At 70.3% G+C, this 14,396-nt stretch carries 15 protein-coding genes; 6 read left to right on the top strand and 9 right to left on the bottom strand.

The features are described from left to right. Positions 1-61 precede the first annotated feature (61 nt). Entirely contained in the window at positions 62-400 is a 339-nt protein-coding gene (locus PUT80_RS36620) for a hypothetical protein (protein ID WP_134668472.1), read from the bottom strand. 120 nt (positions 401-520) lie between these two features. Between PUT80_RS36620 and PUT80_RS36615 the strand changes: the two genes are divergently transcribed. Then, positions 521-1,426: a DMT family transporter gene (locus PUT80_RS36615; RefSeq protein WP_275294856.1), complete on the top strand. Its 906-nt coding sequence runs from the start codon at positions 521-523 to the stop codon at positions 1,424-1,426. A gap of 284 nt (positions 1,427-1,710) precedes the next feature. Here the strand turns inward: PUT80_RS36615 and arc are convergent, their stop codons facing one another. Beyond that, complete coding sequence (gene arc / locus PUT80_RS36610) at positions 1,711-3,513, bottom strand: proteasome ATPase (RefSeq protein ID WP_037806484.1); 1,803 nt, start codon at positions 3,511-3,513, stop codon at positions 1,711-1,713. 341 nt (positions 3,514-3,854) lie between these two features. On the opposite strand from arc, the gene PUT80_RS36605 reads away from it, so the two are divergent. Together PUT80_RS36605 and PUT80_RS36600 are read left to right on the top strand one after the other, a co-directional pair. Further along, entirely contained in the window at positions 3,855-4,772 is a 918-nt protein-coding gene (locus tag PUT80_RS36605) for a hypothetical protein (protein ID WP_238606603.1), read from the top strand. Beyond that, positions 4,773-5,231: a hypothetical protein gene (locus PUT80_RS36600; RefSeq protein WP_275294855.1), complete on the top strand. Its 459-nt coding sequence runs from the start codon at positions 4,773-4,775 to the stop codon at positions 5,229-5,231. On the opposite strand, the gene PUT80_RS36595 is transcribed toward PUT80_RS36600, so the two are convergent. From PUT80_RS36595 to PUT80_RS36580, 4 genes are all read right to left on the bottom strand, one after another. Next, complete coding sequence (locus tag PUT80_RS36595; RefSeq protein WP_037806487.1) at positions 5,228-6,058, bottom strand: tRNA (adenine-N1)-methyltransferase; 831 nt, start codon at positions 6,056-6,058, stop codon at positions 5,228-5,230. The genes PUT80_RS36600 and PUT80_RS36595 overlap by 4 nt on opposite strands. Before the next feature lie 81 nt (positions 6,059-6,139). Beyond that, positions 6,140-7,294, bottom strand: coding sequence for a M50 family metallopeptidase (locus PUT80_RS36590; RefSeq protein WP_051728555.1), 1,155 nt, complete (start codon positions 7,292-7,294; stop codon positions 6,140-6,142). A gap of 156 nt (positions 7,295-7,450) precedes the next feature. After that, the gene (locus PUT80_RS36585; RefSeq protein ID WP_037806488.1) at positions 7,451-8,596 is read right to left on the bottom strand and encodes a 4-hydroxybenzoate 3-monooxygenase; all 1,146 of its coding nucleotides are present in this window, start codon (positions 8,594-8,596) and stop codon (positions 7,451-7,453) included. 118 nt (positions 8,597-8,714) lie between these two features. After that, positions 8,715-9,470, bottom strand: coding sequence for a helix-turn-helix transcriptional regulator (locus PUT80_RS36580; RefSeq protein WP_275294854.1), 756 nt, complete (start codon positions 9,468-9,470; stop codon positions 8,715-8,717). A gap of 188 nt (positions 9,471-9,658) precedes the next feature. Here PUT80_RS36580 and PUT80_RS36575 point away from each other — a divergent pair, with 188 nt between their 5' ends. From PUT80_RS36575 to PUT80_RS36565, 3 genes are all read left to right on the top strand, one after another. Next, the gene (locus PUT80_RS36575) at positions 9,659-10,549 is read left to right on the top strand and encodes a RecB family exonuclease (RefSeq protein ID WP_275294853.1); all 891 of its coding nucleotides are present in this window, start codon (positions 9,659-9,661) and stop codon (positions 10,547-10,549) included. Next, positions 10,549-11,340: a thioesterase family protein gene (locus tag PUT80_RS36570; protein ID WP_275294852.1), complete on the top strand. Its 792-nt coding sequence runs from the start codon at positions 10,549-10,551 to the stop codon at positions 11,338-11,340. The genes PUT80_RS36575 and PUT80_RS36570 overlap by 1 nt, the downstream gene beginning before the upstream one ends. A gap of 62 nt (positions 11,341-11,402) precedes the next feature. Further along, the gene (locus PUT80_RS36565) at positions 11,403-12,338 is read left to right on the top strand and encodes a ParA family protein (protein WP_037806492.1); all 936 of its coding nucleotides are present in this window, start codon (positions 11,403-11,405) and stop codon (positions 12,336-12,338) included. Between the two features lie 145 nt (positions 12,339-12,483). On the opposite strand, the gene hisG is transcribed toward PUT80_RS36565, so the two are convergent. The 3 genes from hisG to PUT80_RS36550 all read right to left on the bottom strand — a co-directional run bounded on the left by hisG (position 12,484) and on the right by PUT80_RS36550 (position 14,379). Beyond that, positions 12,484-13,329 (bottom strand): ATP phosphoribosyltransferase, encoded by an 846-nt coding sequence (gene hisG / locus PUT80_RS36560; RefSeq protein WP_037806495.1) that lies wholly within the window; start codon positions 13,327-13,329, stop codon positions 12,484-12,486. 35 nt (positions 13,330-13,364) lie between these two features. After that, a complete protein-coding gene (locus PUT80_RS36555) occupies positions 13,365-13,628 on the bottom strand; it encodes a phosphoribosyl-ATP diphosphatase (RefSeq protein ID WP_027927607.1) in 264 nt (87 codons plus the stop codon). A gap of 64 nt (positions 13,629-13,692) precedes the next feature. Beyond that, positions 13,693-14,379 carry an HAD family phosphatase gene (locus tag PUT80_RS36550; RefSeq protein ID WP_268744696.1) on the bottom strand — a complete coding sequence of 229 codons (687 nt, stop codon included), beginning with the start codon at positions 14,377-14,379 and terminating at the stop codon, positions 13,693-13,695. Positions 14,380-14,396 lie beyond the last annotated feature (17 nt).

Here is a 14,396-nt window from a genome sequence, read left to right as displayed (position 1 = left end):
CGCGCTGTGAGCTTAGGCGTGGCGATGTGGAGCGTTTTCCGATCGCCAGATGTATAGGTCGTTATACACTTTGTTTGTGCCGGAGGATGGCGAGCCATTGGCTGGCGTTTTGGGCTTGGCGGTGGAGTTTTTCGAGGCGGGCGGCGGGTGCGCGGACGTAGCCTTTGCCGAAGACCGGGGCGATTTGGCGGAGGCTGGCTCCTTCTTCGCGGGCGGCGAGGAGGGCCCAGTCGGAGGCGTCGGCGCAGGCCGCGGAGGCGCGGCGCAGCTCCCCCAGGAGGTCGATGAGGTCGTTGGCGTTGAGCTCCCCCGCCTGAACGGCGGCGGCGGTCGTCTCGAGCCAGGCCAGGACGTCGGCTTCGGTGATCGGCGGGCGCGGGCGGGCGTTGTCTGTGCTCACGCGCCGCAGTATAGGGCGTTATACACCGAGGGCGAGCGCAGTGACCGAAACCTGCTGGACTCCGGGCGTGGCGCGCACGTTGACTGGCCGGAGCAGTCCGCTGGTCGTTTCGGAGGTTCAGTGAGGTTCGGCATCGCCGCCCGGTTCGTCGCGCTCGCCGTCGTGTGGGGCGCGAGTTTCCTGTTCATCAAAGTGGGCCTGGAGGGGCTCTCGCCGGCTCAGGTAGCGCTCGCGCGGGTCGCGCTGGGAGCGTTGACGCTCGGTGCGTTCCTGGTGCTGCGCAGGCGATCGCTCCCCCGCGATCCCGCGCTGTGGGGGCATCTCGCGGTGGTTTCGCTGCTGTTCTGCGTGGGCCCGTTCCTGCTGTACTCGTGGGCCGAGCAGTACGTGGCGTCCGGGCTCGCCAGCATTTTCAACGCCACCACTCCCCTGCTGACCATGCTGTTCGCTGCGGCCGCGCTGCCCGCGGAACGGCTTACCCGGCCGAAAACCGCCGGATTGCTGATCGGCTTCGCCGGCGTGCTCACCCTGGTCGGCGTCTGGCGCGGCATCGACCTGAGCCACGAAGTCCTCGCGCAGCTCGCCTGTCTCGGCGCGACCACGTGCTACGGCCTGGCTTTCGTGTACCTGCGGAAGTTCGTGTCGCCCCGCAACCCCGACCCGGTCGTGGTCGCGTTCGGGCAAACCGGTTTCGCCACGGTGATCCTGCTGGCCGCGACGCCGGCGATCGCCGCGCAGCCGGTGCACCTGAACCTCGCCGTGGTGCTGTCCATGCTGGCGCTCGGCGTGCTGGGCACCGGTGTCGCCTACACCTGGAACACCGCCATCGCCACCGCCTGGGGCGCCGCCAACGCGTCCGCTGTGACCTACCTCACTCCGGTGGTCGGGGTTCTGCTCGGCGTGCTGGTCCTCGACGAACCGGTGCACTGGAACGAACCCGTCGGAGCGCTGCTCGTGGTGCTCGGCATCCTGGCCTCGCACGGACGGCTTTCCCGGGCGCGGCAACCGGTCCTGGAACGGGGCTGAGACGCATGCCAGCTGTGGGCGCGATTGAGACGAGTTTGCCCACGTCGGCCGCGCTGGCCCAGGGCCACGCCAAAGTAACTTCAAGTCCGTGAAGGGCTCCTTGAGGGAATCTGATTCCTTCAAGGAGCCCTTCACAGACCTCGCCAGCGCATGCCAGCCCCCGCGAGCGCGGTGCGTGAAGCCGCCCCTGGCCGATAAGGCGCGCACCACACCCCCCATTGGGTCTGAGACGCACCGCGGGGCCGCCGGAAGAGTTCCGACGGCCCCGCGGCGTTCGCGCTGTCCTACAGGTACTGACCGGTGTTCGTGGCGGTGTCGATGGCCCGCCCCGATTCCTGGTTCTTGCCGGTGACGAGCGTGCGGATGTAGACGATCCGCTCGCCCTTCTTGCCGGAGATCCGGGCCCAGTCGTCCGGGTTGGTGGTGTTGGGCAGGTCCTCGTTCTCCGCGAACTCGTCGACGATCGCGTCCAGCAGGTGCTGCACGCGCAGGCCGGGCTGCTTCGTCTCCAGCACCGACTTGATCGCCGACTTCTTCGCCCGGTCCACGATGTTCTGGATCATCGCGCCCGAGTTGAAGTCGCGGAAGTACAGGACTTCCTTGTCCCCGTTGGCGTAGGTGACCTCCAGGAACCGGTTCTCGTCGCTCTCCTCGTACATCCGCTCGACGGTGTGCTGGATCATCGCGTCGAACGTCGCCTTCTGGTCCCCGCCGAACTCCGCCAGGTCGTCGGCGTGGATCGGGAGGCCCTCGGCCAGGTACTTCGAGAAGATGTCCTTCGCGCCCTCGGCGTCCGGACGCTCGATCTTGATCTTCACGTCGAGCCGGCCCGGCCGCAGGATCGCCGGGTCGATCATGTCCTCGCGGTTGGAGGCGCCGATGACGATGACGTTCTCCAGCCCCTCGACGCCGTCGATCTCCGACAGCAGCTGCGGCACGATCGTGGTCTCCACGTCGGAGGACACGCCCGAGCCGCGGGTGCGGAAGATCGAGTCCATCTCGTCGAAGAACACGATGACCGGGGTGCCCTCGGAGGCCTTTTCCCGCGCCCGCTGGAAGATCAGCCGGATCGACCGCTCGGTCTCGCCGACGAACTTGTTCAGCAGCTCGGGACCCTTGATGTTGAGGAAGTAGGACTTGCCGTCCGCGTTGTCCCCGCGAGCCTCGGCCACCTTCTTGGCCAGGGAGTTCGCCACCGCCTTCGCGATGAGCGTCTTCCCGCAGCCCGGCGGGCCGTAGAGCAGGACGCCCTTCGGCGGGCGCAGCTGGTACTGCTCGTAGAGGTCCGCGTGCAGGAACGGCAGCTCCACGGCGTCGCGGATCTGCTCGATCTGCCGGGTCAGGCCGCCGATGTCCTCGTAGCGGACGTCCGGCACCTCCTCCAGCACGAGGTCCTCGACCTCCGCCTTCGGCACCCGTTCGTAGGCGTAGCCGGCCTTGGAGTCCACCAGGAGCGAATCGCCCGGTTTGAGCGGCTGCTCGGAGAGCGGACCGGACAGCAGGACGACCCGCTCCTCGTCCGCGTGGCCGACCACGAGAGCGCGCGTGGCGCCGCCCTCGACGTCCGGTGCGAGCACTTCGCGCAGCGCGCACACCTCGCCGGTGCGCTCGAAATCGCCGCCTTCGACGACGGTGAGCGCCTCGTTGAGCCGCAACGCCTGCCCGCGCCGCAGCGACGAGACCTCCACCGCGGGCGACACCGAGACGCGCATCTTGCGCCCCGCGGTGTAGACGTCCACCGTGTTGTCCTCGTAGGCCTCGACGAACACCCCGTAACCGCTCGGCGGCTGGGCCAGCCGGTCGACCTCTTCGCGGAGGGCGAGCAGCTGACCCCGCGCTTCGCGCAGGGTTTCGACGAGTTTCGTGTTCCGCTCGGTGAGCTGGCTCACCCGTTCTGACGCCTCGGCGAGACGTTGTTCGAGAACGCGGTTCTGTCGCGGGGAATCGGTGAGCCTGCGGCGCAGCAGCGCCACTTCTTCCTCGAGAAAACGGATCTGCCGGGCTTGTTCCTCTGGTGTCTGCCCTGCTCCGCCGGTTGCTGAAGGGTCGGCCTCCTCGCGCCGACCTCCGGGAAGGTCATGATGCATCGGGCACCTCCTCGGAGTGCTTTTCATTCCACGGTACCGGCGATCACCGACAAGAAAAGGCCTTTCCGCATCACAAGACCGGCGCGTCGCGCTTTTTCTTCCGGCGAAGCACGGCCGCGAGCGCAGCGCAAGCGGCCGATTCGGTGCCGCGGACGGGAATCCGCTCCGCGCGGGTTTCCGCAACGCGGAACTGAACACGCTACGGATGCCCCGCCGGGCACCCGCGGCAAACCCGAGTTGCGGGTTGGCTGCGCGGAAAGGCGCGCGGCTGGCTAGCATCCCCGGGTGGCCGCGCTCCGCACGCGGCCCGCACTTTCGCGAGCACGGCAGGGGGAACCGAGATGACTTATCCGCCGCAGCAGCCCGGCGGCTGGGACCAGGGCGGACAGCAGCCGAACCCGTACGGGGGCCAGCCCGGCGGCCAGCCGCAGTACGGGCAGCCTCAGCAGGGCGGATGGAACCAGGGCGGGCAGCCGCCGCAGTCCGGCGGGTTCCCGGCCGCGCCCGGCCCCGGCACGCCCGGCCAGGGCGGCCCCTACCAGGGCGGATACCCGCAGCAGGGCGGCGCCCAGCAGTACGGGCAGCAGCCGGACCAATTCGGGCAGTTCGGACAGCAGCCCGGCCAGTTCGGGCAGCCGGGCCAGCCGGGTCAGCCGGGCGGGCCGTTCGGGCAGCAGCCGGGCGGGCAGTTCGGCGGGTACGGCGAGGAGCCGCCGAAAAAGAAGAAGACCGGCCTGATCGTCGGCATCGCGGTCGCCGCGGTGGTCGTCCTCGGCGGCGCGACCGGCCTGGTCATCTGGCTGACCGGGGACAGCAAGAAGGACGACAAGACGGCCGCCCCGCCCGCGTCGTCCTCCGCTCCGGCAGCGGGCCCGCAGTCCAGCGGGCCGAGCGGGAGTTCGTCGTCGTCCCCGTCGACCTCGTCGTCGGGTTCGGGCAGCGGCGACTACCCGGCGGCGGCCGGTGCGAAGCCGACCTCGGGCGAGCTGTTCCAGGCCGCGTCCGAGGCGTACAACAGCTCCGACACCGAGGGGCTGTTCTCGATGCTGTGCACCAGCCTCACCAAGGGCCAGAAGCCGGGAAGCGAGAAGATGCCCTCGGGCATCCACTTCGAACTGACCGGCAGCCCGCAGGAGAACGGCGACCAGGCGACGGTGAAGTACCACGTCACCACGTCCACCAAGACCGCCGACGGCACCCTCACCGCCCTGCGTCAGGGCGGGGCCTGGTGCCTCGGGAAGGTCAGCACGGACCACTAGGTGAGACGCCGGCTCGGCACGGCACTCGGCCTGCTCGCAGTCGTTGTCGCGGGCGGCGTCCTCGGCTTGGTCTCGATCGGCCTGCCGGGGCCCGCCCGCACCGTCCCGGAACCGCCCGCTCCCCCGCCTCCGTCGCGAAGCAGCACGTCCTCGGCTCCCGCGCCCGCGGCGGATCAAGCCGCGATAGCGACGCTCGCGCGCACTCTCGTCGACGCCATCACGCGCGCCGACTCCGCCGAATTCGGCACTCTCACTTGCAAACCGCAAACTGCTGCGGCGCTGAAAGAACTCCAAGCCAAATGGGACGCGGCGGGCCCGCTTCGCGTCTCACTGGTTGGACAACCGGCGATCGCGGGCGACGACGCGACAGTGACCGTCCGGGTCGAAGGCACCGGCGGGCACAAGGAAACCCCGTTCCCGCTGCGCCGCGAGAACGGTCGATGGTGCGTCCCTGGTTAGCCTTTGCCCTTGCTGGGCCGTCGTGAAACACGCGGCGACACTGTGCCGTCCGCCAGCCGACGCGCAGTGAGCAGGAAAGCGGTGTGCGCGACCATCCGGTGGTCCGGCCGCACCGCGAGACCGACGACGTGCCACGGCCGCATCAGCGTCTCCCACGACTCCGGCTCGGTCCAGCACTGCTGTTCCCGCAGCGATTCCGTGACGCGCGACAGCTGCGTGACAGTCGCGACGTAGACGGTCAGCACTCCGCCGGGCACCAGGTGCGCGGCGACGTTCGGCAATTGGTCCCACGGCGCGAGCATGTCCAGCACGACCCGGTCGACCTCGCCGGTGTGCGTGGCCAGATCCGCGACGGTGAGCGTCCAGTTGTCCGGCTTCTCGCCGAAGAACTTCACGACGTTGCGCTCGGCGTGCTCCGCGTGGTCGTCACGGATCTCGTAGGAGAACACCTGTCCCGCCGGACCGACCGCGCGCAGCAGCGAGCAGGTGAGCGCGCCCGAACCGGCGCCGGCTTCCAAGACGCGGGCGCCCGGGAAGATGTCGCCCCACATCACGATCTGCGCGGCGTCCTTGGGATAGATCACCTGCGCGCCGCGCGGCATCGACAGCACGTAGTCCGGCAGCAGCGGCCGCAGCGCGAGATACGTGCTGCCGCCCGCCGAAGTGACCACGCTGCCCTCGGGACGGCCGATGAGGTCGTCGTGCGCGAGGGCGCCGCGATGCGTGTGGTACTCGCCGCCGTCGGCGAGCGTGAGGGTGTAGTGCCTGCCCTTCGAGTCCGTCAGCTGAACCCGGTCACCTGCACGAAACGGTCCGCTGACCGACAACTTCTTCCTCCACTGCAAAACCCGGAACGCCGACGTCGAATCCTCGCAGGTCGTCCCGCGCCCGTCGTGCGCGGGTGCCCCTCACTGGGCGCGCCGGCCCTGCAGCAGCGCGGTCCGCAGGTCTTCGCGGCGCAACACGCCCGCGGGACGGCCTTCGTCGTCGACCACGAGGAACTGCCAGGCGGGCGTCTCGCGCACGCGCTCGGCGATCTCCTCCCCCGGCTCAGACGCCAGCAGCACCGTCTCCGCCCGGATCGGCTCGGCCGCTTGCTCGGCCGGCGCGTGCGGGCTGATGCTCGCCAGCTGCTGCGCGGCTTGCTCGTCCAGCAGTCCCGCCGCGACGCCGTCCGCGCGCACCAGCACGACGCCGCGTCCCGCCGAGGCCGCCAAAGCGTCGGACACCGGGCTTTCCGCGGGCAGCTGCAAGACCGGACGCACCAAATCGGACAGTTCCAGCCCGGCGGGCCAGCCGCGGCGGGCTTCCGCCGCCAGTTCGGAGCGCGCGCCGAGGATCACGAACCACGCCGTCACGACGCACACGCCGAGCCGCAGCCAGCGGTCCGGGCTCTGCATCGCCAGCCCGAGCAGCGCCCAGACGATCAGCCCCGTGGCGACGAGCGCGCCGCCCGCGACCGCGGCCCTTGTCCCCTTGGCCCGCAACCCGGTCATCGCCCAGACCCCGGCGCGCACGAGCCGTCCGCCGTCCAGCGGCAATCCCGGCAGCAGGTTGAAGAAGCCGACCGCGAAGTTGGCCACCGCGCACTCCGCCACGAGCAGCCACACCGCGCCGTCCGGCGGAACCGCGAACAGCAGCAGCGAACAGAACCCGCCCAGCACCAGCGAAACCGCGGGCCCCGCCGCGGCGACGAGCCCTTCCTGGCCCGGCCGTCGCGGCGTACGAGCCACTTCGGACAGTCCGCCGAGAAGGAAAAGCCGCAGCCGCCGTACCGGGATCCCGAGCCGCAGCGCGACGAGGCAGTGCCCGAGTTCGTGCGCGAGCACGGAAAGCCCCAGCAGCACGGCGAACGCGGCGGCGAGCAGCCACGCGGTCGGCGTCGAAACGTCCGGCAGGAACCGCCCGACCAGCGGCGCGTAGAGCACCACGATGATCAGCGAGCCGATCCACCACGACGGGGCGAGCAAAACGGGCACCCCGCCGACCCGGAACAGCAGCAGTCCGCCGTCCCCGCCGGCGCGCCGGGCGGGCCCGGCGCCGTGCTGACTGGTCGCGGCCATGCCGGACAGAGTAGGGGGCCGGGTGTGGGAAGCCGGTGACCCGGTCTCCCCGGACGGGTGGTGTCGGTCTCGCCCCGGCCGGTCCGCGAAGTTCCGTGAAGGGCTCGTTCCGGGAATCTGGTTCCGGCAAGGAGCCCTTCACGGACCCAGCCCGGGTCAGGCGGAGCGCGGCTGGACGAGGTTCTCCAGATTCGCGAGCGCGACCTGCTTCCGGAACTCTCCGCGGTAGGAGGCGTCGCCGGAGTCGTGCATCGCGTCGGTCATCCAGACCGCCGACGCCTGCCGTTCCCAGACGTGCGCCAGACAGGTGTCGGAGTAGCTCTCCAGCAAACTCGGATCGTCCTTCTCCACCTGATGGACGAGCGCGTGCGCGAGCACCTCCGCGTCGTGCAGCGCGAGGCTCATCCCCTCGGCGCTCATCGGCGAAATCAGGTGCGCCGCGTCTCCGAGAAGGCACAGCCTGCCGTAGCGCATCGGGCTGAACACGACCCCGCGCAGCGGCACCACCTGCTTCGTCGCGATCGGCCCGCGCGGCACCGGCGCGGCGAACCTGGCGCCGAGTTCGTCCCAGACCCGCTCGTCCGGCCAGTCGCCGACAGTGTCGTCGAGCGGACACTGCAGATAGATCCGGCTCGCGTTCGGCCCGCGGGTGATCTGCGCGGCGAAGCCCCGGGAGTGCACTGCCATCACCGCCGACGGATCGGCGGGCACTTCCGCCAGGACGCTCAGCCAGGCGTACCCGAACTCGTGGCTGTGGCAGGCGAGAACTCCGTCCGGGATCGCCGTCCGGCTGACGCCGTGGAAGCCGTCGGCCCCGGCGACGAACGCACAGTCGATCGTGTGAGTGCCCTCGCTGTCCCGGTAGCGCACCCGGGGCTGCTCGGTGTCGAGTCCGTCCAGTTCGATGTCCTCCGCCTCGAACCGGAGGTCGCCGCCGTCGCGGAGGAAGATCCGGATGAGGTTCCGGACGAGCACTTGCTGCGGGATGAACGCGCCCGCGCCGTCCTCGCCGGTGTCCATCCGCCAGGTGCGCTTGTCGCCGTGGAGGATCAGCGGCAGGACGGCGTCGGACCGCTCGTCGCCGTGGCCCTCGACGGCCTCGCCGACTCCCCATTCGTGCAGCATCCGCACGCCGCGGCCGTCGAGAGAACCGGCTCTCTGCCGCTGTTCGACGTGCTCGCGGCTGTTCTTTTCCAAGACCGTGCAAGGGATCCCGCTGCGGAGGAGGAACGTGCCGAGCGCGAGCCCGGCCACCCCGCCGCCCACGACGACCACGGTGGTTTTCCCGTTTGCCTGTGCCATGTTTCATTCCCCGAAAGAGTGCTGGTGAACTGGATGATCACCACTCTCTTCCCGGCCGCGGACCGGCGGCCACCGAGCATCGGGCGCCCGGTAACGAAAACCCGCCAACTTGCTCCCGCTACTCGCCGCGGTCGCGCAATCCGGCCTGGTACCGCCCCGGCGTCTGCCCGACCAGCGCCGTGAACGCCCCGATGAACGCCGACGGATTCGACCATCCGCAGGCGATCGCCGTGTCGGTCACCGATGCGCCCCCGGTGAGCTGGAACAACGCGTGGTGGATCCGCAACACCGTGCGCCACCGCTGAAAACTCATGCCGAGATCGGCATGGAACAACCGGCTGAGCGTGCGTTCGCTGGCCCCCGCGACGCGCCCCAGCTCAGCCAGCGTCTCGCCCCGCCCCGGGTCCTCGTGCAGCATCTCGGTGACGGCCCGCAACCGGTCGTCGCGCGGTTCCGGGAGATGCAACGACTCCCCCGGAACCTCCCCCAGCTCGTCGAGCACCACCGCCCGAACCCGCCGCACCGCCTCGGCCGACCGCTCCTTCTCGCCGGTCAACGCCAAAATGCCCGCCCGCAGCAAGGGCGACACCGCGAACACGCAAGGCTGCCGAGCCAACGCCCCGCACTCCTCAGCGGGAACAGCGAGAATCCGCGCGTCCGTGCGCCCGTAGAACCGGTGGGAATGCTCGAACCCCGGCGGAGTCCACGTAACGCGATCCGCGGGCGCGACCCAGGTCCCGAACTCGGTGGTGGTGGCGAACACCCCGCTGGCCGCGTAAACCAGCTGCCCGCTCGCATGGGAATGCCTCCCCATCCGATACCCGCCCGGCAACCACCCCGCCCCCTGCGGCGTCACCCCGCCTGCCTTCCCCACCACCCCGACCCTAGCGACAACACCCCCCAACCCAGCCACCAAAACCCAGCCACCCCCAAGCCCTCACTCCCGACCCGGCCCCCACGCGGGATCGCCGACTTGAAGGCGATCCCGCCCGCGACGACGGAGTCGGCGCCATCAGACACTGCGCCGAACAATTGTCGGTGCCCGGCGTTACGCTCTGCCCCATGTCCGACACCGCTACGGTCACCACCCCTCCCGGTTCCGACGCGCCTGCCCGCAGGCGGCCCGCGTTGTCGCCGTCCCGGGCGAGCGACTTCAAGCAGTGCCCGCTGCTCTACCGGTTCCGCGCGGTCGATCGGCTGCCGGAGGTGCCTACCCGGGCGCAGCTGCGCGGCACGCTCGTCCACGCGGTCCTGGAGCGGCTTTTCGCGCTGCCCGCCGCCGAACGTGTCGCGCCGCGGGCGAAGGAGCTGCTCGCGCCGACTTGGACGGAGCTGTCCGGCGACAGTCCGGAGTGGACGGAGCTGTTCGCGGACGGCGAACCCGGGGAGACCGACAAGTGGCTGGCCTCGGCCGAAAAGCTGCTTGATTCGTATTTCGAGCTGGAGGATCCGCGCAGGCTGGAGCCGGAGGCGTGCGAGCTGCACGTGGAGATCGAGCTGGGTTCGGGGGTGCTGCTGCGCGGGTACATCGACCGGGTGGACGTCGCGCCGACCGGCGAGATCCGGGTCGTGGACTACAAAACCGGGGCCGCTCCTCGCGAAATCGGCGAGGCCAAAGCACTCTTCCAGATGAAGTTCTACGCGCTGGTGCTGTGGCGGTTGCGCGGGGTCGTCCCGCGGCAGCTGAAGCTGATGTACCTGACCGACGGCCAGTCGCTGGCCTACACGCCGGACGAGGCCGAGCTGGTCCGGTTCGAGCGCACGCTGGAGGCGATCTGGCAGGCGATCCTCAAGGCGGGCAAGACCGGCGATTTCCGGCCGAACAAGGGCAGGCTGTGCTCGTGGTGCGACCACCAGGCGCATTGCCCGGAGTTCGGCGGGACGCCGCCGGAGTACCCGGGCTGGCCGGAGCCGGATCCGGGCGAGGAGACGGTATTGGACCGGGCCGACTGATGGGCGACGCGTTCTTCCTCCCGCTCGGCGGCGAGCGGTACGAGGCGACTGAGCACACCACCGGTCCGTGGAGTCCCGGCGCGCAGCATTTCGGTCCGCCGTCGGCGCTGCTGGTGCGCGGGCTCGAGCGGCTGGAGTCGCCGCGTCCGGCGCAGCTGGCCCGGGTCACGGTCGAAATCCTCGGTCCGGCTCCGGTGGGCGAACTGGAGCAGCGGTCGTGGGTCGAACGGCCGGGCCGGACGGTCGAATTGGTCCAGTCCGAGCTGTCCGCGAACGGCCGGACAGTCGCGCGGGCGTCGGGATGGCGGATCGCGACGTCCGACACCGCCGAGATCGCCACCGACGGCGGTCCGCTGCTGCCCGCGGCCGACGCGGGCAGCGAGGCGGCTTTCCCGGACGACTGGGAAGGCGGCTACCTGCACGCGATCGAATGGCGGGCAGTGCGCGGCTCGATCTCCGCACCCGGCCCGGCCGCGGTGTGGGCGCGGCAGCGGTATCCGCTGGTAGACGGTGAGGAACCGACGGGGCTGCAGCGGCTGTTCGCCATCGCCGACTCCGGCAACGGGGTGTCGCATTTCCTGCCGGCCGCGAAGTGGTGGTTCATCAACTCGGAACTCACCGTGCACCTGCGCCGGATGCCCGAGGGCGAGTGGATCGGGCTGGACGCGGTCACGCTGGTCGGGCCGCACGGGATCGGCACGGCGAGCAGTACGCTGCACGATCGTTCCGGTCCGGTCGGCACCGGCGCGCAGGCTTTGCTGGTGCGTCCGCGACAGGCCGGGGGCGGATGAGCGCGCCGCGGCGGGCAAGTCCGATAGCCTTCGCGGAACGACCGACAAGGGAGCGCTCCGGCATGCAGATCACCTCGGTGGTCAACCAGAAGGGCGGGGTGGGCAAAACCTCGCTGAGCGTGGGCGCGGCGGCGGCCCTCGCCGAACGCGGCAGGCGGGTGCTGCTCGTCGACCTCGACCCGCAGGGGCACGCGACGACCGAGATGCTCGGCATGGACGAGGTCCCGGCGGACGCGCCGAGCCTGGCGAAGGCGCTGACCAAGCTGTGGAAGGGCCCGATCGAGCAGCTGGCGGTGCCGCATCCGCGCAGCAACCTGGGCCGCGGCGGCGCGTTCGACGTGATCCCGACGTCGCCGGGGATGTTCGACCTGATCCGCAGGCTGGACCAGTTCCGGGTGCCCGGCTGGCAGCTGGCGCGGGTGATCCAGTTCGCGCACTACGACCACGTGATCATCGACTGCCCGCCGGCCCAGGACGTGCTGACGAACAACGCGCTGGCGGCGTCGCACGGGATCCTGGTGCCGGTCCAGCCGGACAAGACGAGCATCCGGGCGCTGCGCCTGCTGTCGGAACAGGTCCGCTACGTGGAGCAGACCACCGGCCGCGCCCCGATCTCGTGGTTCGGCATCGTGCCGGGCCTGTACCGCCGCCCGATCTCGCACTACGCCGCGGCCGCGCTCCAGGAGATGTACTCCTTCGGCGTCCCGATGCTCTCGCACGTCCCGCTGGGCGTCGTGATGAACGAGGCCGCGGCGCACGGCGTCCCGGTCACGACGTTCGCCCCGGAAACCATCCAAGCGGTGTCGTTCCGGGAAATCGCCGAGACCTTGGACAGCTACCTGGCGCAAAACCCGGGCCCCACCGAGGTTCCCGCTGACGACGAGTTCGTCTTCGAGGACTTCATCTCCGAGGTCGCCGTCGCCCGCAACGTCAACGACAACGGCGCGCGCAAGAGGCTCTACGACCTGATGCCGAAGCGCCCGAACCGTCCTCGTTAAACATCGTCCACTTCGGACTCAACAACAACGCGGGATCGCGTCGGCGTTGGGGTGGAGCGGCGTGACAGGCCGCCAGGCCCCTCATGCCGCTTCGCCCCAACGCCGACTTGAAGGCGATCCCGCCGCGGCGGCGGAGCCGACGCAATCAGAGTCTGCAGGACCGGATGTCGGACGCCAGCACGGCTTTCGCGCCGGTTTCGGCGAGCTCGTCCATGATCCGGTTGACTTCCTTGCGCGGCACCATCGCCCGCACCGCGACCCACTTCTCGTCCGCCAGCGGCGCGACCGTCGGCGACTCCAGTCCCGGCGTGATCGAAATGGCCTGGTCGAGGATGTCGCGCGGGCAGTCGTAGTCGAGCATCATGTAGTGCTGCGCGAAAACGACGCCCTGCAGCCGGGCCGCGAGCTGCGACTTCGCCCGGGATCCTTCGCTCCCGGCCCGCTGCAGCAAGACCGCCTCGGACGCGCAGATCGGCTCCCCGAACGCCACGAGATTGTGCTGCCGCAGCGACCGCCCGGACTCGACCACGTCCGCGATCGCGTCCGCGACCCCGAGCTGGATCGAGATCTCCACGGCGCCGTCGAGCCGGATGACCTCGGCCTCGACGCCGTGGCGGGCGAGGTCGTCGCGGACCAGCCGCGGGTACGACGTCGCGAGCCGCTTTCCGTGCAGGTCGGCCGGTTTCCAGTCCCGTCCGGCGGGAGCGGCGTAGCGGAAGGTCGAGGCGCCGAACCCGAGCGCGAGCACCTCCTCGACCGGCGCGCCCGAATCGAGCGCGAGGTCGCGGCCGGTGATGCCGAGGTCGAGCTCGCCGGAACCGACGTAGATGGCGATGTCCTTCGGGCGGAGGAAGAAGAACTCGACCTCGTTGACCGGGTCGAGGACGGTCAGGTCCTTGCCGTCATGTCGCTTGCGGTAGCCCGCCTCGGAAAGCATCTCCGCCGAAGCGGCGGCGAGGGCTCCCTTGTTCGGCACGGCAACACGCAGCATTTCGGTCTCTCCTCGGTATCCGGTGCGCGAGCGCGTCACAGGTAGCGGTACACGTCCTCGGTCGAGATTCCCCGGCCGAGCATGAGCACCTGCACCCGGTACAGCAGCTGCGAGATCTCTTCCGACAGCCGGTCGTCGGACTCGTGCTCGGCGGCGATCCACACCTCGCCCGCCTCTTCGAGCACCTTCTTGCCCTGTGCGTGCACCCCGGCGTCCAGTGCGGCGACGGTGCCGGACCCGTCGGGACGGGTACGCGCGCGCTCGGCAAGCTCCGCGAACAGCTCATCGAAGGTCTTCACGGGGCCGAATCCTTTCATCCCGCGCTCGTCCGCGCCGCTCCGGGTGACCCGGAAGCCGCCGAGGTCACAGCTGGGGCAGCAGCGCGGCCAGTTCGGGCACGCCGACGCCGGCCAGCGACGTGCGGAACACCCGGCGCGGACCGTCCGGGACGTCGACGTCGTTGGGCACGACGAGCACGGTGCAGCCAGCGGTTTCGGCCGATTCGGCGCCCGGCGGCGAGTCCTCGACCGCGACGCACCGCTCCGGCGCCACGCCGAGCAGCTCGGCGGCCTTCAGGTACGGCCGCGGGAGGGGTTTGTTCTGGCCGTCGACCTCGTCGCCGCAGACTGTGACGTCGAAGAAATCCCGCCCGATCGTGTCGAGCGCGAGTTCGGTCAGCGCCCGTTCGGTGGAGGTGACCAGCGCGGACTTAAGCCCGGCCGCGCGGACCGCGGCCAGCGCCTCGCGCGCGCCCGGACGCCAGGGCAGCGCGTCGTCGAACAGCCCGGCGGTGCGGCGGCGGATCCACTCCCCCGTTTCCGCGACCGCTTCCGGGGTGACCGGGCGGCCGGTCTGCTCCAGCAGCACGGTGGCGGTGGCGTCCATGTTGGACCCCACGAGCGTCATCCGGACTTCCTCCGACAGCGTGCCGCCGAGCGCCTCGGCGGCCTCGTACAGCGCGACGTCCCACAGTTTCTCGGAATCGACGAGGGTGCCGTCCATGTCCCAGAGGACAGCCGCCAATCCGTCCGAAGAGGACGGTGCAGTCACAGTTTCTCCTTGTCCGG

Origin of the sequence: Amycolatopsis sp. La24, from assembly GCF_029087445.1 — a bacterium.
In the GTDB taxonomy this organism is placed as follows: Bacteria; Actinomycetota; Actinomycetes; order Mycobacteriales; family Pseudonocardiaceae; genus Amycolatopsis; species Amycolatopsis nivea.
The sequence above is the reverse complement of the archived record's forward strand: the minus strand, read 5'-3'. Positions and strand labels throughout refer to the sequence as shown.